The organism is Bradyrhizobium sp. Arg237L, assembly GCF_029990105.1.
Lineage (GTDB): Bacteria > Pseudomonadota > Alphaproteobacteria > Rhizobiales > Xanthobacteraceae > Bradyrhizobium.
Genome location: NZ_JAQMIL010000006.1, coordinates 159,848 through 179,209, shown reverse-complemented (window position 1 = coordinate 179,209; position 19,362 = coordinate 159,848). Strand labels below are relative to the sequence as shown.

The following is a 19,362-nucleotide window of genomic DNA, read 5'->3' as shown; positions in this document are numbered from 1 at the left end:
GCCGTAAACCATCGCGCAGGGAAAGCCGGAATGCTTCGGTTGAACCTGTGGTCCTACCCCCGTGCTTTTTGCTGCACGGGGCCCACGGGTGCAACCAGCACCCGGCTTTCCCTGCGCCCTCTGCTGATTGAGAGGGTGGAAAATGAAGCAAAGCTCGGACGCAAAGCGTCGCGAGAACGTAAGCGCTCACCCTCACTCCACCGTCATGCCCCGCGAAGGCGGGGCATCCACTACCCGGCGGCCTTTCGGCTCAAGCTCAGCCGCCTCTGGAATACTGGATCGTCAGGTCAAGCCGGACGATGACAGCGGAGACGCTGTTTGACATTTGAATCAGAGACGCTCCACCCGTCATTGCGAGCGCAGCGAAGCAATGACGCAAGAGAACTACGGCCTCAGGATCGACGCCCCCGTGGTGGCCCGGCTCTCCAGATCGATATGCGCACGCGCGGCATCCTTCAGCGCGTAGGCGTGATTGATCGGCACGTGCAGCTTGCCGTTGATCACGGCGGCAAACAGCGTGTCAGCGCCTTCGAGCAATTCGTTCCGGGTGGCGACGTAGTCGTTGAGCTTCGGCCGGGTCGCAAACAGCGAGCCGTGGTTGTTGAGCTCGGCGAGCGCGAATGGCGGCACGGGACCGGACGCGTTGCCGAAGCTCACGAACAGGCCGCGCGGCTTCAGGCACGACAGTGAGCCCGGGAAGGTGGTCTTGCCGACGCCGTCATAGACGACGTCGCAAAGCTCCCCGCGACTGATCTGCTTCACCCGCGCGACAAAATCCTCCTCATTGTAGAGGATGACGTGATCGCAGCCGTTGGCGAGCGCGAGATCGGCCTTCTCCTTCGAGCCGACGGTGCCGATGACGTGGGCACCCATCGCACGCGCCCATTGGCAGGCGAGCAATCCGATTCCGCCGGCGGCCGCGTGGATCAGCACGCGGTGGTGCGGCTCCACCTTGAAGGTCTTGTGCAGCAGATACCAGACCGTCAGCCCCTTCAGCATCAGCACGGCGCCCTGCTCATAGGTGATATGGTCGGGCAGCTTCACCACCTTGTCGGCGGGGATGACGCGCTCGGTGGCATAGCCGCCGAGGTTGAAATAATAGGCGACGCGGTCGCCCAGATGGAAATTCGTCACGCCGGGACCGACCGCGACCACTTCGCCTGCCGCCTCGTTGCCGGCGATGAAGGGAAGACCAGGCGCCTTGTAGAGGCCGGTGCGAAAATAGGTGTCGATGAAGTTGAGCCCGATCGCGTGCTGGCGAATCCGCACCTCGCCCGCGGCCGGCGCCGGCACCTCGACGTCCTCGTAAGTGAGGACTTCCGGGCCTCCCACCTTGTGCACGCGCACGGCCTTGGTCATGTCGGGCTCTCCTCAACTTATCTCGTAGCCACCGAACCGAATGCCATCAGCGCCTTGTTGTCAACTCGCGGGGCCGGATCGGCTACTTGACCGCCTTCTTCCGGTTGCGCCTCGCCAACACGTTGAACATCTCCACAGCGGCGGCGAACGCCATCGCAAAATAGATGTAGCCGCGCGGGATGTGGAAGCTGAAGCCGTCGGCGACCAGCGCCACGCCGATCAGCACCAGGAACGCCAGCGCCAGCATCTTGGTGGTGGGATGCTCTGCGACAAAACGCGCCACCGGCCCCGACGAGACGTACATGACGATGCAGGCGATCACGACGGCCGCGACCATAACCTCCAAATCCTGCGCCATGCCGATCGCGGTGATGATCGAGTCCAGCGAGAACACCATGTCGATGATGATGATCTGGACGATCACCCAGAAGAACGCGCTGCCGCCCGACGCCGCTTCTTCCTCACCTTCCGGCGCTTCCACTTCGCCATGAATTTCGTGGGTCGCCTTTGCGATCAGGAACAGCCCGCCGCCGATCAGGATGATGTCGCGCCAGGACAGCGCGAGCCCCCTCACCGTGATCACCGGCTCCGTCAACCCGATCAGCCACACCAGCAGGCTGAGCAGCAGGATGCGGAACACGAGCGCCAGGAACAAGCCGATCTGCCGCGCGCGCTTTGCCTGGTGCGGCGGGATGCGGGAGACCAGCACCGACAGGAAGATCACGTTGTCGATGCCGAGCACGATCTCCAGCGCCGTCAACGTAAGTAGCGCCGCCCACGCTTCCGGGCTGGCCAACAGTTCGATCATGTTCTGAGTGACCTCATCAACCGGATGACGGCGTCGCTGCCGGCGACATAGGCGGCGATCACGCAGAGTGCCACGATGATCGGCGTGCCGACGTCAAAGTCGCGGGCGAGCGTGTAGAGCGCCAGCACCGCTCCGGCCGACATCACCCACAGTGTCAGCCAGCGCAGCCGCGTCACGCGCAGGGGATGCAGCACGTGAATCGGCGCGAAGGTGAGCGCGATCAGGACCGCCACGGCAAGGCTCGACCATGCCGGCGGCGGATGCAGCAGGAACAGATAGAAGGCCGCTGCATTCCAAAGCCCCGGAAAGCCGCGGAAATGATTGTCGGCGGACTTCATCCTGCGGTCCGCGAAATACAGCGCGCTCGATATCACGATGCCGATGCCGAGGATCGGCGCCGCCAGCGGCAGCAGCAAATGACTGGCAGTGATCGCATAGGCGGGAACGAAGACATAGGTGACGAAATCGACGACGAGGTCGAGCACCTCGCCGGACCAGTTCGGCTGCAGCCGAACCACGTCGAGCTTGCGCGCAATCGGACCGTCGATCGCATCGATGACCAGGGCCACCCCGAGCCAGCCGAACATATCGGCCCAGTGCTCGCGCACGGCCTCCATCAGCGCGAGCAGCGCGACGCCCGCCCCCATCGCCGTGAAGATGTGCACGGAGAATGCCGCCATCCGCATCCGCAGCGATGCCCGAAACGTAGCTGGCTGGCTGGTCTGGTCGATTTCCATCGCCGGGCAGTGCTATCAGGAATCGCCTGTGTTTGCATATCCGCGCTTGCGGCGTTCCGCCGCGCAAACCGGTGGAAAGATTTTATCGAATTTGATGGCTTGAAAATGCCGCCAATCCCGTCAAATGTCCCGATATGAGTGATGCACCGCATGTCTATGACGCAGTGGTCATCGGCGGTGGCCCTGCTGGGCTGACCGCCGCCATCGCGCTTGCGGATGCCGGGGCGAAGACCGCCCTGCTCGCCCGCCGCGCGCCCTATGCCGACAACCGCACCACGGCGCTGCTCGGCGCCTCGATCGACCTGCTCGAGCGGCTGGATGTCTGGCGGCGTCTGGCCGCGAAGGCCGCGGCGCTGAAGGTGATGCGGCTGGTCGATGACACCGGGCGGCTGATCCGCGCCCCGGAAGTGAGGTTCTCGTCCGAGGAGATCGATCTTGAGCAGTTCGGCTTCAATGTCGACAACCGCTCGTTGATCGCGGCGCTGGAACAACGTGCGGCGGAACTGCCTGGTCTGACGCGGGTCGACGATGAAGCCGAGATCATCAATCCGGAAGAAGCCATCGTCACGATCCGGACCGGCCGCGGCGAGCCGCTGGCGGCGCGGCTGGTGATCGGCGCCGATGGCCGGCAGTCGCAGTCTCGCGAGGCCGCGGGCATCGAAATCAGCCGCCGCGACCTGAAGCAGTCGGCCCTGACCTTCAACATCGCCCACTCGCGCCCGCACAAGAACATCTCGACCGAATTCCACACGCCGCACGGCCCCGTCGTGTTCGTGCCCCTGCCCGGCAACCGCTGCAGCGTGGTCTGGGTTTCCTCCGCGTCGGAAGCGGAGCGGCTGATGGCGCTCTCCGATGCGGAACTGTCTGACGCCGCCGAGAAGCAGTCGCATTCGATTTTCGGCCGCGTCGAGGTCGAGCCGGGGCGCAATCTGTTTCCTCTGGCGATCGAACAGCCCAGGCAGTTTGCCAGGAACCGGATCGCGCTGGTCGGCGAGTCCGCTCATGTGGTGCCGCCGATCGGCGCGCAGGGCCTCAACCTCGGGCTGCGGGATGCCACCGATATCGCCAGGCTTGCCGGCGAAGGGCTCTCGCATGGCGAAGACCCCGGCTCGCCGCAGGTATTGGCGCGTTACCAGTCGGCGCGGCGCGGCGACGTCATGAGCCGGACCTTTGTCATCGATCTCGCCAACCGTTCGCTGCTCAGCGACTTCCTCCCCATGCAGTCAATCCGCGCTGCGGGCCTGCACCTGATCGGATCGATCGGCCCGCTCCGGCGGCTCGCCATGCGCGAGGGGCTCGCGCCGTCATGGCGGCGCGCGAGCTGAGAGCACCTCACGGGAAACTCAGCCGTCCAGTTTGCAACACAAACATCACGCTGGTTAGCGTGACGACGGAGGCAAATGTCCCGACCAGCACGGCGACCGAGGCCGGCTTGACCCAGGTGTCGTTCTGCCGCGCGATCACGAACACGTTCAGCGCCGGCGGTAATGAGGCCATCAGCACCGCGGTCGCGGCCCAAGGCTGCGCGAAGGGGCCGAACGCCAGCATCAGTCCGAACGCAAGCAGTGGATGGACCAGAAGCTTGACGGCAATCACGCCCGGCACGTCCCACGGAATCCGATCGAGCGGGCGCAGCGCGACGGTGACGCCGAGCACGAACAGCGCCACCGGCGCCGCCGCGTTCTGCAGGAACAATAGCGTATTATCCAGCGCAACCGGAAAACGCAGGTGCAGGGCCGCGGCAAGTGCGCCGAAGCACACCGCCATGATCAGCGGGTTCAGCACGATCTGGCGCGCCACCACGCCGAGCGCGTGCAACAGCGAGGGATGGTCGCGGTCCGTCAACTCCACCAGGAGCGGCACGATCGAGAACAGGAAGATGCTGTCGCAGCAGAAGATCAGCGCGGTCGGCGCCGCAGCCTTCGGCCCCAGCACCGCGAGCGCCAGACCAGGACCCATGTAGCCGATATTTCCATAGGCGCCGGAGAGCCCCGCGAGCGTCGCCTCGCGCAGCGACAGCCGCCCAAGGAGCTTGGCGACCAGCATCGCCAGGAAGAAGGCGATCATCGTTCCGAGCGTGGTCGCCACCAGGAACGGCGGATTGTTGAGTTCCGAGAACGACGTCTTTGACATGATGCCAAACAGAAGCGCCGGCAGAGAGACGTAGAGCAGGAAAAAATTCATCCAGGCGAGCCCGGACTCGGGCAGGCCCTTGGCCTTACCGCAGGCGAAACCGATGAAGATCAGCCCGAAGTAAGGCAGCGCAAGGTTAAGGATATCGACCACGGATGGCGTCTTTTTGGGGATTTTCCAAGGGAAATGCCGGAAAATCCGGCAGGAGGCGAAAGGTTAATTCGCGCGCTTGCCCCTAGCATCCGCCGCCATCATGGTCTATCGACGAGCTATGATAAAAGCGCGTACCGCTAAGTTCCAGATAGGGCAGATCGTCCGCCACCGGGTGTTTTCCTTCCGGGGGGTGATCTTCGACATCGATCCGGAATTCAACAACACCGAGGAGTGGTGGTTGTCGATCCCGGAAGAGGTGCGGCCGGACAAGGATCAGCCCTTCTATCATCTGCTCGCCGAAAACGCCGAGACCGAATACGTCGCCTACGTCTCCGAGCAGAACTTGCTGCCCGACAATTCCGGCGAACCGGTCCGGCACTCTCAGGTGGCCGAGATATTTATCCAGGACAAGTCCGGCGGCTACCGTCCGCGCAATCCCTCGCTGAATTAGCTCGCACGCGACACGGATGCTGCACTGCATCGTGGCGGCGCGGATCGGATCGCTCCCGTAGCAAAAAAGGCGCTCCTGCCGGAGCGCCTTTGATGTATCGGGAAGCTTCCCGCCGTTACTTCGCGGGTGGCGGGCTGGAGACACCCGTTGCCGGCGGATTGGCCTCAAGCTTCTTGCGGGCCTCTTCCGCGCGCTTCTGCAGCTCTTCCTGCAGCTTCTTCTGGTTTTCCTCGAACACCTTCGGGTCGGTCGGCGGGCCGTCATAGGCTTTGGCGAATTCGTTGACGAGCGGCAGCGGCAGCGTCAGCGGCGCGCCGTTGGCGTTGATCGCCTGAACCACCAGGTTCTGGCCCTTCTTCATGCTGTTGAGCAGCTCGGGGGTCGCCTCATAGTCCGACATGCAGCCATTGGCGAAGCAGATCACATAGGGCGACTGCTGCGGCGGGTTGTTGTCGACGATGATGCGGGTGCCGTGCACGAGCTGCATGCCGAGCGGCAGCGTCACGCGCAGGATCTTCTTCGGCTCACCCTCGGGCTCGATGATCACGGCGGCGATCACCGGCTGGCCGGACTCGATACGGCCGTCCTTGCCCGTGAAGCAGACCTGCTTGGCGTTGGCATCCTGGCCCTTGAGGCAGAACTTGGTCCAAGGCGCGTAGATGAGCTGGACCTGCTGATCCTGGGGCGGCGGCTGCTGCGGCTGGGCTTGCGCGGCTGGAGCGCCCTGGGCAGGCGGCTGAGCTTGGGCCGCCGGCGCGGGCGCCTTGGGGGCAGCCTTCGGCGCCGCCTTGGGAGCGGCCTTCGGTGCCGCTGGCGCGGCGGGAGCCGCCGGCTGCTGAGCTCCGGCCTCGGGAACAAGCACGGCAGCGGACACGGCCGTCGCTGCCAAGGCGGCGAAAATTCGCCCACGCGGCTGGGCCGACGCGGCCAAGATACGGAAATTCATTGCGGAAAACCCTTTCTCAACGGCGGCGCCCGAAACCGCTGCAGGCACCGACACCTAGCCGTTTGGGGCGGCTGTCTCCTAGTCAATTGAGGCGGATACGTGACAGGCGTTGCCGTCCTGTTCAATTGCACGCCTTCAATACAGCGGCAGACGAAAAGATCAATGCCGGCAAGCAGGTTTGCCCCAACGTCACGGCGAGTTGCAAAGTCCTGTGGTAAAGCTCGTTCCGTGAGATTTCGCGAATCAGATCGACGCGTTGCTCCGCGCGTCTCCTGGGTTGCATCTGGGCGTGGCGTGCTCGCCGCGCTGGGTTTCGCCATCGCGCTCGCGCTGGTCGGGGCCGGCCCGGCGCGAGCGGCGGAAAGCTATGCGATCGCGATGCACGGCGCGCCGGCATTGCCGGCCGATTTCACCCATATGCCCTACGCCAATCCCGACGCGCCCAAGGGCGGCCGGCTGACTTGGGGCATTCTCGGCACGTTCGACAGCCTCAACCCGCTGATCGTTCGTGGCCTCGCCGTGCAGCAGATCAGGGGTTTCGTCGTCGAGAGCCTGCTGGCGCGCGGCAATAACGAGCCGTTCACGCTCTACGGCCTGCTCGCCAAGACGGTCGAGACCGACGATGCGAGAAGCTACGTCACCTTCCATCTCGATCCCCGCGCCCGCTTTTCCGACGGCAAGCCCGTCACCGCCGAGGACGTGCTGTTCTCCTGGGAGCTGTTGCGCGACCACGGCCGTCCCAACCACCGGCAATATTATGCGAAGGTCGCGAAAGCCGATTCCCCCGACCCGCTCACGGTGCGCTTCGACCTCACAGGCGCCAACGACCGCGAACTGCCGCTGATCCTCGGATTGATGCCGGTGTTGCCGAAACACGCGGTCGATCCGGCTACCTTCGAGGACACCACGATGACGGGACCGATCGGCTCCGGCCCCTATCGCGTCGGCGCGGTGAAGCCGGGCGCGAGCGTCACGCTGGTGCGCAATCCGGACTATTGGGGCCGCGACCTTCCTGTCAATCGCGGCCTCTACAATTTCGACGAGATCAGGCTTGATTTCTACCGCGAGGCCAATGGCCAGTTCGAAGCCTTCAAGCGCGGCCTCTACGATTTCCGCGTCGAGGCCGAGCCCCTGCGCTGGCACGACGGCTATGATTTTCCCGCGGCCCGCAACGGCGAGGTCATCCGCGACACCATCAAGACCGGGACGCCGCAACCTTCCGAATTCCTGGTGTTCAACACCCGCCGTCCGCTGTTTGCAGACGTCCGCGTGCGCAAGGCGCTGACGCTCCTGTTCGATTTCGAATGGATCAACCGCAACTACTTCTTCGGCCTCTATGCCCGCAGCGGCAGCTTCTTCGCCGGCTCGGAGCTGTCCGCCTATGGCCGCCCGGCCGACGAGCGCGAACGAGAATTGCTGCAGCAGGCGAACGCGCATATTGCGCCCGACATTCTCGACGGCAGCTATCACCTGCCGGTCAGCGACGGCTCAGGCCGCGACCGTACCGCGCTGCGCAGCGCTCTCGCACTGCTGTCGGAGGCCGGCTACGAGCTCGAGGGCACGGTGCTACGCAACCGCGCGACCAAGGCGCCGTTTGCGTTCGAGATCCTGGTGACGACCCGCGACCAGGAACGGATCGCGCTCGCTTGCCAGCGCGACCTCAAGCGTGCCGGCATCGAGGTGCGCGTGCGCGCGGTCGATCCGGTCCAGTTCGACCAGCGCCGGCTCGGCTACGAGTTCGACATGCTCCAGAATCGCTGGGATCAATCGCTGTCGCCCGGCAACGAGCAGTCGTTCTATTGGGGCAGCCAGGCCGCCGACATCCCCGGCACCAGGAATTACATGGGCGCCAAGGATCCGGCGATCGACGCCCTGATCGCCGCGCTCCTGGAGGCGCGGGAGCGGCCCGCCTTCGTCTCGGCGGTGCGGGCGCTGGACCGCACGCTGATGTCCGGCTTCTACGCAATTCCCCTGTTTAACATCGCGGAGCAATGGATCGCGCGCTGGAATCGGATAGAACGGCCAGAGAGCACTGCCCTGACCGGCTACCTGCCGGAGACTTGGTGGCAGAGGCCAGAGTCGCAACCGAAGTAGCCGCAGGCCAAGTAATGCAACCGAAGTTGATGCAACCGACGTTGAACCCGTGACCCAGTCCGCTTCGCCCACGCTCGATTCCCTGTTCAAGCGCGTGCTGGCGCGGCAGCCGGACGCGCTGGCGCTGGTCGATCCGCTCAACAAGCAGCGCATCACCGGCCAGACGCGCAAGCGATTGACCTATGCGCAAGCCGACCGCGCGATCTCGGCGCTAGCGGCGCATTTCATTGAAGCGGGATTGCCGGCCAATTCGGTGCTGGCCCTGCAATTGCCGAACACGGTCGAATTCGCGCTGACGGTGCTGGCGGCCCATCGCTGCGGCCTGGTGGTCGCGCCCATGCCGCTGCTCTGGCGGCACGCCGAACTGACCGCGGCATTGAACCGCACCGCCGCGCGGGCGATCGTGACGACGAGCCGGATCGACGGCGTCATCTACGCCGACTTCGCGATGAACGCGGCGGCGGAAGCGTTCTCGATCCGCCATGTCTGCGGTTTCGGCAACGATCTGCCCGAAGGCATGGCCTCGCTCGACCAGGCCATCCTGCGGGAATCCTCGACCACGCGGGCGGTGATCCAGGACGGCCGCAAGGCCTCGCTGATCTCCTTCGATGTGACCGCCGATGGCTTCCGTCCGGTACCGCGCGCCCATTTCGCCGTGATCGCCGGCGGACTTGCGATGTCGCTGGAGAGCGACGTGCCGCAGGGCGCAACCATCATGTCAACTTTTGCCCCGATGTCCTTCGCGGGGCTGGCTTCTTCGCTTGCAGTCTGGCTGCTCACCGGCGGCACTTTGGTACTGCACCACCCCTTCGACGAGGAGGTGCTGCAGACCCAGATCAATGACCATGCCTGCGACACGCTGATTGCGCCTGCGCCTCTGGCGCTGCGGCTGGCCGAACTCGACCTCGACGCCAACATGCCGAGCGTGCGGAACGTGATCGGGCTGTGGCGGGCACCCGAACAGGTCGCCGCCGGCGCGTCCTGGACCGCGCAGCGCGCGACGCTAACGGATGTCTATCTGTTCGGCGAAGCCGGCCTGTTCGGCGCGCGCCGGACCGCCGAGGACGGTTCACCCGCGCCGATCCAGCCGGGTCCGCATGGCGCGCCGCGCGAGCTCCCGGGCTCCTCCATTGCCGGCGAGATCCTGCTGACGCCAACGGGTACGCTTGGCCTGCGCGGGCCGATGGTGCCCGCCGCAGCCTACGCACCGCCGCAAGTGCCGAACGACGCGTTGATAGCCCCGCCGCCCCGCGACTACGTCGACACCGAATATGCAGCGCGGCTCGACCGTTCGACCGGCGCCATCAATATCACCGCGCCGCCGTCCGGCATCATGGCGGTTGGTGGCTACCGCTTCCTCGCCAACGACCTGCAGGAATGGTCGCGCCGGCTCGGCCAGGGCGCGCTGCTCACCGCTCTGCCCGACCGCCTCGCCGGCCATCGCCTCGCCGGGCGCGCCCAGGACAATGCGCGCGCCCGCAACGCCATGACAGAACTCGGCCTCAATCCATTGATGGTCGAAGCCTTTCGCGATCGGACCGGCCGCATCTGAGCAAACCCCGCGTTAGAGCATGATCCGGAAAAGTGGAAGCCGGTTTTCCGAAAAGATCATGCTCAAACAAAGCGATGAGATCATGATCCGATTCCGCCTAATCGGATCATGATCTCACGTTGACGCTGCATTAAGCGGCGGCAACTAGCATGGCGGCCAAAGCTTCCGCCCGATCCGAGTTGCCGAATGCCCCAGCAAGGCCCGATCCTGATTGCCTCGACCAAAGGTCGGCCAGCCTTTGCGCGCGCGCTCGATGAGAGCAGGCTGTTTCCGGTGATCGAGACCACATGGACTGACGCCGCGCGCGCAGTCGCCCAGGTACAGCCAGCCGCCGTGATCGCCGCTGCCTCGACCGGAGATGAGGCGGGACTTGCCGAATTGGCAGCGATGATCGCGCCGCGCCAGCCCTATCTGCCGCTGATCGCCGTCAATCCCGAAGCGGCGTTGCCCGACAATGCGATTCCGTTCTTTCACGCCGAGAAGCACCCGAGCCGCCTGCTCGCGCGTCTGAACGCGGCGCTGCGCATCCGCTCGCTGCATTCGACCGTGATGCGGCGCTTGGTGCCACCTTCGCCGATCCTGCTTTCGGATATCGATACCAGCCGCGACGCGACCGTGCTCCTGATCGGCCGCGGCGGCGCCTACCCGGCGCTCTCGGTCGTGCTCGGCGAGCGCTGCGGCGTGGTCGGCGCGCTCAGCATCGAGGCGGCCGCCAAGCATCTCAATTCCCGCGACGTCGACGGCATCGTGCTCGGCGAAGGCTTCACGCTGCGTGTGATCGATGCCTTCCTGACGGTACTCGCCGAAGATGCCCGCTTCCGCAATCTGCCGGTCGTGGCGACGCCGGACGGGCTCGCTCCGAGCTACGAATTGCCGCATCTCGAGCTGATTGGTGGCGAGCCGGCCGTCGTCGCCGCGACCGCGCTGCCTTTGGTGCGTCAGCACGCGTTCGAAGTGCATTTGAGCCGGACGCTGCGCGCGATCGACGCCGAGGGCCTGATCGATGCGCGCACCGGCCTGCTCACCCGCATTGCCTTTGAGCGCGATTTCGCCACCGCCGTCTATCAGACCACCGAGCACGGCGGCGCGCTGAGTGTGGCGCGCTTCGCCTTCGATCCCGCCGATCCCCGCGCGCAGTTCGACGGCGCGCGCATCATCAGCCGCCTGATGCGTCAGATGGATTTCGGCGCGGCCCAGGAAGACGGATCAGTCATCGTCGTGTTCGCCGGCGCCGACCTGCGCAACGCCCATGCGATCGCGCGTCGCCTCTCCAGCGTCATGCGCCACACCAGCCACGGCAAGCGCGATATGCGTTCCGATCCCAGCGTGAGCGTCGCAACGCTGCTGTCGAACGACACGGCAAGATCACTGCTCGCGCGGCTACATGACGAGGCGCATCGCGCGGCGTCGTAGCAGCGCAGTCGAAGAGCGCGCGGCGACCGCCGATCTTAAGAACGTGGATGATGACGAGTCCGCTATCGCGCCGGAATTCTTGGCTCGAACCTGTCGGCAAACGCCATCCATTCCGGAAGCGGCGCGCCGTCGCGGTGCCGACCGCCCGCAACTGCCGCCGCCCAGGCGCTGACGGCTCCGAGCAAGGCGGCGACCGCCACCGAAAACGCCAGGATGATGGTGCTGCGACGCGCGCGAGCGATCGCCGTCTTCGAACTCGCAATCGCCTGATCGACTCGCCGTTCGGCATCGCCAGCGGAAAGGCCGGTCCACGCCTGGACCTGCTGAATCAGATAGGTCCGGTCATCACCGTTCACCCCATTGTGGCTCGACGACGTCATGAGTATCCGGCCGGCCTCGGCGCGTTCGGCGCTGATATCAGCATTGGGAGGCCGACGTGGCGCGCGCAGCAGCCGATCGAGCTCGTAGCTCAGAAGCGGTTCGGCGGCGGTGGTGCTTCCCATCGTAAGCGATGGAGACGAACGGTTGACCGCGGCTGCGCTCACAATTGCCGCCAGTGCGGCCCCGAGGAGAACCGCGAGCGCCCAGGCCGTCAGGCCATGAAGACCGTCCCGCGTTTCCGTCTCCAAGTTGCGCGCCGCATCAAAGCCGCAGCGCGTGCGACCCGCAATGTACCCGCCGAGACCGAAACTGACGATCGCCTGCAAGATCAGATAAAGCCCCGACAGCAACGCCAGCGCGGCGGATGCGTCTCGCCAGGTTGGAGAGGCCGAGCTGACGCCAAGACCGATGGTGACGCCAAAGGTTATCAGGATGAAGGCAAACGCCGCAGCAGCGAGCGCGCCCCCGACTATGGGCGTCCAATGCAGATATCGGACTTCGTCAGCTAGCGTCAGCGCTTCGTCTTCGACGAGCGTAGGAGCTTCGATTGTCATGGTCGAACTCCTCAGCGCAGACCAAAAAACGAAAGGATGGCCATTATCACGACGATCAGGCCAATCAGATAGATTAGCTGGTTCATTTCAGTCCTCCTCCACCGGCTATAATCGCAGCTCGTTGGGAAGGTTCCTGTGAGACGCCGACGCGCCGCGCCACACGGCCTTGGGGCCACAATGGTTTTCTCAAATGTGAATTTCGGCCCTCTGGCGGCATTCAGGCCGCCGTCCGATGCCGGCGCTCGTCTTGGAGCACCGGTATCGTTTCCACTGCCGCTGCGTGCGATCAAGACCGCGGCGGCACGTTTGCCAGCAGCGGGCCTAGTCCTTCCGCGATGGTGAGGTGCGCTATCACGGCATCACGCAACTTTGGGTACGGCAAGCCGGCGAGCATTGCGGCCTGGATGACAGCCATGACCTCGCCGGCCTCGGAACCGATCATTGAAAAGCCAAGGATACGGTCGTCGTTCGCGCTGACGACAACCTTCATGAAGCCGTCGGTCTCGTCGGTTGCCTCCGTGCGCAGGACATGACTCATCGGCAGCTTCGCGATACGCGCAGGGATACCCTGCCGCTTGGCTTCCTGCTCGGAGAGGCCGACACGTGCGAGCGGCGGATCGGTGAACACGACATAAGGAATGAGGCGATCGTCGGTCCTGCGGGTGCCGCCTGCCATGTTGTCCCTTACAATTCTGAAGTCATCGACCGAGACATGCGTGAACTGGGGGCTGCCGCAGCATTCGCCGATGGCCCAGACACCGGGCGTAGTCGCCTGCAGACGTTCGTTGACACGAATGAAGCCGCGGGCATCGAGTTCTATTCCAGCTTCATCGAGCCCGATGCCTGCGGTGTTGGCGACCCGGCCAACTGCCACAAGCAAGTCGCTGCCTTCGATCTTCTCTTCGCCCTTGAGGGTACGCACGCTCACCGACACGGTATCGCCGGAAACACCATGGACACTGACGGGTTGGGCGTTCAGCAGCACGTCAATCCCCTCGCCGCTCAGAATGCGCTGAATCTCTTCGGCCGCATCGGCATCTTCCCGTCCCATGAGCTGGCGACCCGGCTCGATGATCGTCACTCGGCTGCCGAACCGACGGAAGCCCTGCGCCATTTCGACACCGACATAGCCGCCCCCGAGTACGATCAAGTGCGACGGCGCGTAGTCGAGCTCCAGCGCTTCGATATGAGTAAGCGCACGCGCGGCCTTGAGACCGGCGATATCAGGAATGGCTGCGTGCGTACCAACATTGAGGACAACCTCGTCACCCGCGAGCAAGCGGATACCCCCATCGTTCAACGCGACCTGAAGGGTCTTCGGACCCACGAAGTGGCCGCTGCCCATGATGAGTTCCGCGCCGCTCTCCTTGTAGGCGTTCAGGTGGAATGCGATCTCGCGATCGACCATGCCCTGTTTGCGAGCGCGCACCTTGCCCATATCGGTCTTGACCGCACCAGTCAGTGACCCGAAATGCGCAGCGTTCCGCACGAGGTGAGCGACCCGCGCACTCCAGATTTCATTCTTCGATGGGAGACAGGCGACTGCCGGGCAGGCACCGCCGACCCAGCGGCGCTCGACCACGGCGACTTTCTTGCCGGAACGGCCAAGATGCCATGCGAGCTGCTTTCCGCCCTGACCGCTGCCGAGGATGACGATATCGAAGTGTTCAGCCTGAGACATGGATGATCTCCGTGTTGTCTCCGAAACGGACCCTTACCTCCGAGGACATAGGATTGCGCCAGAAGCGCCACCGCTATGCGCCGCTGATCGTGATCGCGCTCATGCATATGGTTGCGGCTGGAACCTTCGCGGTGGAGAGCGCTGCCTTGGCTGCCGCCGCGCCGAAGTTCCGCGCGCGACACTCGTCGCGTGTGGCGGGGTTTGCGTCGCGCCTCTGCTGCTGCGCTCCTAGAGCATGATCCGGAAAAGTGGAAACCGGTTTTCCGAAAAGATCATGCTCAAACAAAGAGATGAGATCATGATCTCCGCGCAAACGCTTCGCGTTGTCGCGAGGGAAAGCCGGTTTCTACTTTTCCGGATCCTGCTCTAGAATCTCCAGGTGAAGCTGCCCTTGACCGAATGATCCTGCACGCGGTCGGAGAGTTGGCCGACATAGGCGATGCCGACGCTGGCTTGCGGCGTGACCCGCAGATCGAGCCCGCCTTCGACCAGCGCCGCGTTGCGCGCGAGCGGTACGCCCGCCACCATGAAGTTCGCGCCCGTGCTCTGGAACGCGAGCGCCGCTGTCGGGGTGACATCACCGAGAGCGTACTGCCACGCCACCGAGGCGCGTGGCGTCAGCGACATGCCGTTGGTCAGCAGGAAACTGGTGGCGATGCGCGCGCCGAGCGTTGAGTAGCCGACGTCTTCCTTGGTGCCGGAGCCGAGCAGCGCGGCGATGCCGCTGCCGCCGGTCTCATTGAAACTGTTGGTGTCGAGATGGACCCAGGCAAGCCCAGCAAAGGGCTCGAGCGCGACCTGTCCGAATGTCAGCCCATAACCCGCCTCGCCGAACACCTGCGCGGTGGTCGCGTCGTAACGGGCGCGTGCAGTGTCGAAGAAATTCGGGAACATGATCGAACGGCTGGTGTCGAGCGTGCTGAAGCTTGCCGCCGCACCGCCGCGCAGGCTGAGTGCGCCGTAGGTCGCACCGACATAACCGGCGAGATGCGCGGTCTCGACATCAGCGGAACTCGCCCGGTCGCTGACGCGGACGGTTGAACTGGTGTAGCCGCCGGCGATACCCACGATCCAGTTGGGACTGATGCGATGATCGACGCCGCTGAAGAAGCCGGCGAGATCGCGCCGCATACCGGCGGCATTGCCGTCGCCGTCGAACCGGCCCCAGGCGCCGACGCCCTGCGCCCAGAACGCCGTCTCGGGACGCCACGCCGGCGCTGCGGGCGGCGCCTTCATCGGGAACGCCGACTTGTGCGCCCGCGCATAGGCGAGCGCGGAACTGACCGACATCGACTCCATCGCGGCTAGTTGCGGGCCGCCGGAGGTGAGCGCGGCCATCGGACCCGCGTCGCCCGTGAATGAAGCCTGCCGCAACCGCCCGAGTACGGCCTCGCGCAGATAGCGGGAGTCGTCGAGCATCGCGGTCTGCGCGCTGGCATGCACCTCGCCCGACAGCGCATCGAACGCCTGCCGCGCGCCGGCCGCACTCTGGTTGAGCACGGCAATCACCAGCGGGCTGGTCAGTGAACTCTCCTGCAAGGCGCTGGCCGCCGCGCGCTGGTTCGGGGTCTCCGCAACGTCGGAGAATGTTGTGCGGCTACGAGTGAAAGTCAGGAATACGTCGTTGGCATCGTAGCTCAACGTCGGCGCCAGGAAGATGAGGCTGCTGCTGACATCGGCAAACGTGCCGGTGATACCGCCGTTGGCGGTAAGGATGGTGTAGGCGGTCTGCGGCGCAAAGGTGCCGCTCTGCGCCAGCGCCAGTACGGTGCCGCCATTAAGGCTTGCGGTTCCGGTAGCAACAATCCTGTCGGATTGGCCAGCCGCATTGACCTCGACCTGGTAGATCGAGCCTGCCGCGAAGCTGACATTGCCGGCGACGTTCAGGGTGCCGATCGAATTGCCGGGCGCCACGGCGCCGCCATTCGCAACAGCGAGGCCGCCGATGGTGCCAATGCCGCCGAGCGCGCCGCCGCCGTTCACCGTGACGGCGCTGGCGAGGCTCCCGCCGGCGTGGCTGTCGTCGCCGATCACGAGCTTGCCGGCGTTGACCGTCGTCGGGCCGGTGTAGGTGCTCTGGCCGTTGAGAACCAGGGTATTGGGAGCGGCCTTGATGAGGGCACCGGCTCCGGTGATGACATTGTTGAGCGTGATGTCCGGGGATTGGTCAAACGTCAGCGTACCGGCCTGGATTGCAATATTGCCGGTCAGGCCCGGGTTCGAGTTGCCGAAGATGAGTGTGTTTGCCCCACCAAGAAACGTGAGAGCATTGGCGCGTGTCACACCGTCGTTGGACAAACCGCCTGAAATCGTGCCGTTGTTGATGACAGTGGCATTCGTGCCGACGATGCCGGCACCGCCGCCGAGGGTGCCACCGCTGGCGCCATCTCCCCCGATGATCGATCCTGTGTTGGTGAGCGATGAACCCGACAGAATGGCACCGGCTCCGCCACCACTGCCGCCCGCCCCACCGCCGCCGCCTCCGAGACCGCCGCGAATGATGGCGCGGTTGTGGAGCGACGAGCCGCCGCTCAGGGACACGCCCGCGCCACCGCTCCCAGCGGGGGCAAGGACACCACCCAGTCCCACGGCGCCGCTGCCGCCGGTACCGCCGGTGATGTTGCCATTGTTGATGACCGAAAGCGCGGCACCGACGAGGCCGGCACCGCCAGCGCCTCCGACGCCACCACCTCCAGCGCCGACGGCTGCGCCGGCCGTCCCGCCGGTGCCCCCAGCGATTGTCCCGGTGTTGGTGAAGCTGGCACCTGTGGCACTGAATTGAACGCCCACGCCACCGCTGCCGCCACCACCGCCGGTGTCAGGATACGGGGGGCCACCGTAACTTCCCGACTTGCCGCCGTCGCCGCCACTGCCAGCGGTGATGGTCCCGCTATTGCTGCTGGCGCCGCTGCCGGTGATCACCGCACCGTAGCCGCCTGCCCCGCCGCCGCCGCCGCCCGCGCCCGTCGTCGCCGGATTGCCGTCGCCGCCCTTGCCGCCTCGGCCGCCGATCATCGTCCCGGTGTTGGTCAGGATGGCCGTACCGGCACCGTTGCCATTGTAGCCGCCACCGCCGCCGCTGCCGCCGAAGAGGCCACTCTGTCCGTCGTGACCGTTCGGATCGCTCGCGGTACCTCCAGTGCCACCAGGGAGACCGCTGAACGCGCTACCGCCGTTACCGCCCCCCGCGCCGCCGCCGCCGGCGCCAGCGCGCGAATCAGCACGTACGCTATCGCCCGGATTCCCGGTGTAACCAGCGCCGCCACCCCCAGGGGTCCAGCCGAACCCGGCGCCGCCCTGACCTCCGTCAGCCCACGCCGCCATGGTGAAGCCGACAACCACACAAAAAGCGGTGGAACCGACGCGCATGACGCGCCGAACGTGCCGGCGATGACAATCGTGGCCCCGCGACTGGCGGTCCGAACATTTCCACGTCATTGCAGCCCCCACGACCCACTACCAATTTTCCGCGCACGTCTCTGTTGTCGCGAAACCACCCGCACGATTTCTGATCACATCAATCTGTGACGCACGCGGATGCGTTGCGAACAGTCTTAGATGAATGACGATCTGACCACTACCCGAAGGGGTATACAGGCGTCGCTGTGAGCGATAAGGAAAACGAGCGAGGCTTTGCTGCAACAGATCGGGTTCCCGATTGCTGCAAACTGCGCGCAAAATAGATTCAATCTCAACCAGAAACTGCAACGCAGAATCCCATGGACAACAGGGACAATAATCTCGACGCCGAGATCATCCATCTTTACGAGTCGGAACCCGATCTTCACGCACTACCCCGCCTGCTGTTCACGAGCATCGGCAGACTGATCGACGCGGAAGTTGTGAGCTTCTCCGAGTTCCATCACGCGAGTCAGGATTTTCGCGCGTTGGTTTCGGTCGAAGACGATCCTGAAAAGCGTGCGCGCGCGATGCAGGCCTTTGCCCGTCACCGGCACTCGCATCCGTTCTGGCAATATGATCCCGCCTTCTACGGCGAGCGTGCGCTGCGCGAGTCGGATTTTTTCACCGATGAAGAGTACGTCGAACTCCCGATGGCCAGGGAAGCGTTCCTGCCGTCAGGCGCCCGTCGCATGATGGCGATCGTGCTGCAGCATGCCGACTATGTGGTCACGATCGTCGGCCATCGTGTGTTGGATCGCCCGCCCTTCAGCGATTTGGAGCGCGACCGCCTGGAAGCGTTCCGTCCGCACATTCTGCGAAGCTATCGGCAGGCGCAGGAGCGCACTCTCGCCAAGCTCACTCCGGCCGATCGGCTGCGGCTGGCCTTCCCCGCACTCACGCCGCGCCAGATCGAGGTGGCATCGTGGATTGCGCTGGGCAAGACGAACGATGAGATCGCCGGGATCCTCGATATCGGCGTCGATGCGATCAAGGCACACGTCAAGGCGATCAACAGCAAGATCGACTCGGACAGCCGCCGTGCGGCCATCGTCATCGCGCACACCGCACCGCCTTTCGCCGATCTGCCGCCGCTCTGGAAGCTCGATCTCGACGCGTGGGGTGGCCAGGCGCAGCCGTGAGCTTCTTCGTCAGTAGCAGCGCGTGATGTTGACGGTCTGCTCTCCGCCGCCACGGCCGGGGACGATCACGCTCTCGGAGGGACAGCTCGACACATAGGGTCGATCGGAAGGTGCGACCATCGGCGGATAGCGATGGGCCCAGTCCCAGGGGACGTCATAGGTGTAAGTGTTGCGGAAGTCGCCCGAGACAGATTGCGATTGCGGAATGCCGGCGATGCCTTCGCTGGCCGCTGGCGCATCGAAATAGCCGGCCGTGCCCGGCCAGAAGCCGCCGACAAAGCCTCTCCGGTGCGGCCGGAACGATGGGCCGACGTGCCCACGTGCAACCGAGGGTGCCGAAGCAACCCCTCCGCGCGCCGCCCCTCCCGACCTCGCGGATGCATCGTTCGCAGCAAACAGAAGCGCTGCTGCGCCAACAGACGCGATCAACGCGCCACAGACTCGATTGCTCATGGTACGCACCAACTTGCCGGTTACGGAGCCGCACTCGGCGCACGCTAGGCTATGCGCTTTCGTGCCGGCAAACACATCCTTAACTGGTAGTTAAGCAGTAATATTA

The 19,362-nt window shown here is 64.9% G+C and carries 15 protein-coding genes; 6 read left to right on the top strand and 9 right to left on the bottom strand.

Features of this window, described 5'->3' with window-relative positions; all coding sequences use genetic code 11:
- Nucleotides 1-384: 384 nt before the first annotated feature.
- From OZ411_RS05720 to pcsA, 3 genes are all read right to left on the bottom strand, one after another.
- Nucleotides 385-1,359, bottom strand: a complete 975-nt coding sequence (locus tag OZ411_RS05720; RefSeq protein WP_130583678.1) for a quinone oxidoreductase — start codon at nt 1,357-1,359, stop codon at nt 385-387.
- A gap of 82 nt (nt 1,360-1,441) precedes the next feature.
- Entirely contained in the window at nt 1,442-2,167 is a 726-nt protein-coding gene (locus tag OZ411_RS05715; RefSeq protein WP_130583677.1) for a TerC family protein, read from the bottom strand.
- Nucleotides 2,164-2,904 (bottom strand): phosphatidylcholine synthase, encoded by a 741-nt coding sequence (pcsA, locus tag OZ411_RS05710; protein WP_282527152.1) that lies wholly within the window; start codon nt 2,902-2,904, stop codon nt 2,164-2,166. The genes OZ411_RS05715 and pcsA overlap by 4 nt, the downstream gene beginning before the upstream one ends.
- 134 nt (nt 2,905-3,038) lie before the next feature.
- Between pcsA and OZ411_RS05705 the strand changes: the two genes are divergently transcribed.
- The gene (locus OZ411_RS05705; protein ID WP_282527151.1) at nt 3,039-4,229 is read left to right on the top strand and encodes a UbiH/UbiF family hydroxylase; all 1,191 of its coding nucleotides are present in this window, start codon (nt 3,039-3,041) and stop codon (nt 4,227-4,229) included.
- A 7-nt stretch (nt 4,230-4,236) separates the two neighbouring features.
- On the opposite strand, the gene OZ411_RS05700 is transcribed toward OZ411_RS05705, so the two are convergent.
- Complete coding sequence (locus OZ411_RS05700) at nt 4,237-5,190, bottom strand: AEC family transporter (protein WP_282527150.1); 954 nt, start codon at nt 5,188-5,190, stop codon at nt 4,237-4,239.
- 118 nt (nt 5,191-5,308) lie between these two features.
- Between OZ411_RS05700 and hspQ the strand changes: the two genes are divergently transcribed.
- Nucleotides 5,309-5,641, top strand: a complete 333-nt coding sequence (gene hspQ, locus OZ411_RS05695) for a heat shock protein HspQ (RefSeq protein ID WP_130583679.1) — start codon at nt 5,309-5,311, stop codon at nt 5,639-5,641.
- Nucleotides 5,642-5,756: 115 nt separating this feature from the next.
- On the opposite strand, the gene OZ411_RS05690 is transcribed toward hspQ, so the two are convergent.
- A complete protein-coding gene (locus OZ411_RS05690) occupies nt 5,757-6,587 on the bottom strand; it encodes an invasion associated locus B family protein (RefSeq protein WP_282527149.1) in 831 nt (276 codons plus the stop codon).
- 378 nt (nt 6,588-6,965) lie between these two features.
- On the opposite strand from OZ411_RS05690, the gene OZ411_RS05685 reads away from it, so the two are divergent.
- The 3 genes from OZ411_RS05685 to OZ411_RS05675 all read left to right on the top strand — a co-directional run bounded on the left by OZ411_RS05685 (nt 6,966) and on the right by OZ411_RS05675 (nt 11,646).
- Entirely contained in the window at nt 6,966-8,681 is a 1,716-nt protein-coding gene (locus OZ411_RS05685) for an extracellular solute-binding protein (protein ID WP_282527157.1), read from the top strand.
- A gap of 49 nt (nt 8,682-8,730) precedes the next feature.
- On the top strand, nt 8,731-10,233 hold the full coding sequence (locus OZ411_RS05680) for a class I adenylate-forming enzyme family protein (protein WP_282527148.1): 1,503 nt from the start codon (nt 8,731-8,733) through the stop codon (nt 10,231-10,233).
- Between the two features lie 186 nt (nt 10,234-10,419).
- On the top strand, nt 10,420-11,646 hold the full coding sequence (locus OZ411_RS05675; protein WP_282527147.1) for a GGDEF domain-containing protein: 1,227 nt from the start codon (nt 10,420-10,422) through the stop codon (nt 11,644-11,646).
- 62 nt (nt 11,647-11,708) lie between these two features.
- Here the strand turns inward: OZ411_RS05675 and OZ411_RS05670 are convergent, their stop codons facing one another.
- From OZ411_RS05670 to OZ411_RS05660, 3 genes are all read right to left on the bottom strand, one after another.
- On the bottom strand, nt 11,709-12,581 hold the full coding sequence (locus tag OZ411_RS05670) for a hypothetical protein (protein ID WP_282527146.1): 873 nt from the start codon (nt 12,579-12,581) through the stop codon (nt 11,709-11,711).
- Between the two features lie 286 nt (nt 12,582-12,867).
- Complete coding sequence (locus OZ411_RS05665; RefSeq protein WP_282527145.1) at nt 12,868-14,262, bottom strand: FAD-dependent oxidoreductase; 1,395 nt, start codon at nt 14,260-14,262, stop codon at nt 12,868-12,870.
- A 366-nt stretch (nt 14,263-14,628) separates the two neighbouring features.
- Nucleotides 14,629-17,631 carry an autotransporter domain-containing protein gene (locus OZ411_RS05660; RefSeq protein WP_282527144.1) on the bottom strand — a complete coding sequence of 1,001 codons (3,003 nt, stop codon included), beginning with the start codon at nt 17,629-17,631 and terminating at the stop codon, nt 14,629-14,631.
- 350 nt (nt 17,632-17,981) lie between these two features.
- Here OZ411_RS05660 and OZ411_RS05655 point away from each other — a divergent pair, with 350 nt between their 5' ends.
- Complete coding sequence (locus OZ411_RS05655) at nt 17,982-18,803, top strand: helix-turn-helix transcriptional regulator (protein WP_282527143.1); 822 nt, start codon at nt 17,982-17,984, stop codon at nt 18,801-18,803.
- A gap of 9 nt (nt 18,804-18,812) precedes the next feature.
- Here the strand turns inward: OZ411_RS05655 and OZ411_RS05650 are convergent, their stop codons facing one another.
- Entirely contained in the window at nt 18,813-19,256 is a 444-nt protein-coding gene (locus OZ411_RS05650; protein ID WP_282527142.1) for a hypothetical protein, read from the bottom strand.
- Nucleotides 19,257-19,362: the final 106 nt, after the last annotated feature.

Excerpts from the sequence above, each read along its gene's own strand:
- OZ411_RS05720 (WP_130583678.1), bottom strand. The coding sequence starts at position 1,359 with ATGACCAAGGCCGTGCGCGTGCACAAGGTGGGAGGCCCGGAAGTCCTC.
- OZ411_RS05715 (WP_130583677.1), bottom strand. The coding sequence starts at position 2,167 with ATGATCGAACTGTTGGCCAGCCCGGAAGCGTGGGCGGCGCTACTTACG.
- pcsA (WP_282527152.1), bottom strand. The coding sequence starts at position 2,904 with ATGGAAATCGACCAGACCAGCCAGCCAGCTACGTTTCGGGCATCGCTG.
- OZ411_RS05705 (WP_282527151.1), top strand. The coding sequence starts at position 3,039 with ATGAGTGATGCACCGCATGTCTATGACGCAGTGGTCATCGGCGGTGGC.
- hspQ (WP_130583679.1), top strand. The coding sequence starts at position 5,309 with ATGATAAAAGCGCGTACCGCTAAGTTCCAGATAGGGCAGATCGTCCGC.
- OZ411_RS05690 (WP_282527149.1), bottom strand. The coding sequence starts at position 6,587 with ATGAATTTCCGTATCTTGGCCGCGTCGGCCCAGCCGCGTGGGCGAATT.
- OZ411_RS05685 (WP_282527157.1), top strand. The coding sequence starts at position 6,966 with ATGCACGGCGCGCCGGCATTGCCGGCCGATTTCACCCATATGCCCTAC.
- OZ411_RS05675 (WP_282527147.1), top strand. The coding sequence starts at position 10,420 with ATGCCCCAGCAAGGCCCGATCCTGATTGCCTCGACCAAAGGTCGGCCA.
- OZ411_RS05670 (WP_282527146.1), bottom strand. The coding sequence starts at position 12,581 with ATGACAATCGAAGCTCCTACGCTCGTCGAAGACGAAGCGCTGACGCTA.
- OZ411_RS05665 (WP_282527145.1), bottom strand. The coding sequence starts at position 14,262 with ATGTCTCAGGCTGAACACTTCGATATCGTCATCCTCGGCAGCGGTCAG.
- OZ411_RS05660 (WP_282527144.1), bottom strand. The coding sequence starts at position 17,631 with ATGCGCGTCGGTTCCACCGCTTTTTGTGTGGTTGTCGGCTTCACCATG.
- OZ411_RS05655 (WP_282527143.1), top strand. The coding sequence starts at position 17,982 with ATGGACAACAGGGACAATAATCTCGACGCCGAGATCATCCATCTTTAC.
- OZ411_RS05650 (WP_282527142.1), bottom strand. The coding sequence starts at position 19,256 with ATGAGCAATCGAGTCTGTGGCGCGTTGATCGCGTCTGTTGGCGCAGCA.